The organism is Ruegeria sp. CG1, from assembly GCF_056537265.1.
Window position 1 is genome coordinate 1 of record NZ_JBQFRF010000028.1, and the last position, 1,428, is coordinate 1,428.

Annotated in this window: 1 protein-coding gene; it reads right to left on the reverse strand. The window is 56.2% G+C overall.

The window, feature by feature from the left end; all coding sequences use genetic code 11:
* On the reverse strand, positions 1 to 1,348 hold a 1,348-nt coding region (locus ACR0AU_RS21945), incomplete at its 3' end, for a transposase (protein ID WP_480796332.1).
* Positions 1,349 to 1,428: the final 80 nt, after the last annotated feature.

Below are 1,428 nucleotides of genomic sequence, written 5' to 3' on the forward strand. Positions count from 1 at the left end.
CTAGTTTTGCGAGTTTCCTTAGGTTTTGAGCTGTGGCTGCGAGTTGGAACTGCTCATATGCACCTTTGGGTCCTCGAAGTCGCATCATCGGCACGCCGATGTATCGCTTCAGGTGGGCAAACAGCATCTCGACTTTCCGTCTTTGAATGAACGAGGTCATGTAGGCGTCTGTTTTTCGGATATCGCGGGCGGCGTCGCGTGCTGCTTCGTGGACGGAGCGAAGCACGTTTCGAGCTGGCTGTTTTGGACAGCAATTTGCCTTCAATGGGCATGCGTCGCAGTCGTGCTTTGACGCTCGATATTTGATGAACCCGTCTTTGCCGCCGTTCGGCTTTCGCGGTTTGGAGAAGTTCCGGCGATATGTTCGCAGCTCCTTGTTGCCAGGGCATGAGTAGCTGTCGGTCGCGGGGTCGTAGATGAAGTCTTCGCGTGAGAATGTGCCGTCCGTCCGTTTGGATTTATCCCAGACCGGGATGTGCGGGGCGATGCCGCGTTCTTCGACCAGCCAGCCCAGCATCTCTGCCGATCCGTAGCCTGTATCGCCAACCAACTTGTCTGGCGTCATGTCAAAGCGATCCGTGATGCGGTCGATCATCCGTCGCGCGGCAAAGGCCTCCGCGGTTCGGATCGGTACGGATGGTTCCACATCCACGATGACTGCATTGTCCAAATCCACCATGTAGTTGGTGGAATATGCAAAGAATGCGGCCCCTCCATCGGCGCCTGTCCAGCGCGCCGCAGGGTCCACCGGCGAGATGTATTTGGGGACGACTTTGGTGGACGCGCCGAATGCGGCGTCATCCAGCGTTTCGAGATATTCCTCAACCACGCGGGTGGTCAGTTCGGGGGGCAGACCTTCCTTGCTTTCAATCCCGCGTGTCTGGTTGGCATTCGCCGGGATCAGGCTGGCATCGACACCAAAACTCTCGCCGCCAACCAAACCCTCATCAATACAGCGTCTCAGAACGGTTTCGAAGAGATGTCGGAACAAACCGCTCTCCCGGAAACGCCCATGCCGGTTCTTCGAGAAAGTTGAATGGTCAGGCACCGGGTCAGTCAGGTCGAGCCTGCAAAACCATCTGTACGCCAGATTGACATGCACCTCTTCGCAAAGGCGGCGCTCGGACCTGATGCCTTGGCAGTAGCCCAACAACAGCATCCGGATCATCAACTCAGGGTCAATCGAAGGACGACCATGCGCGCTATAAGACGGTGCCAGAAGCGGTCGAACGTCTGACAGGTCAAGGAAACGATCAATGCCGCGTAGAGAGTGATCGGCAGGAACAAACTCGTCAATCGAGAACTCATAAAACAGCGCACCCTGCGCCACCTGCCTCGGTCCCATCATTGCTAAGTCCTCCACTCTCAAAACGAGTGAATCAGCGCCAGACCAACCAATCAACCGACTTTTTCAACACTATCTCCGCA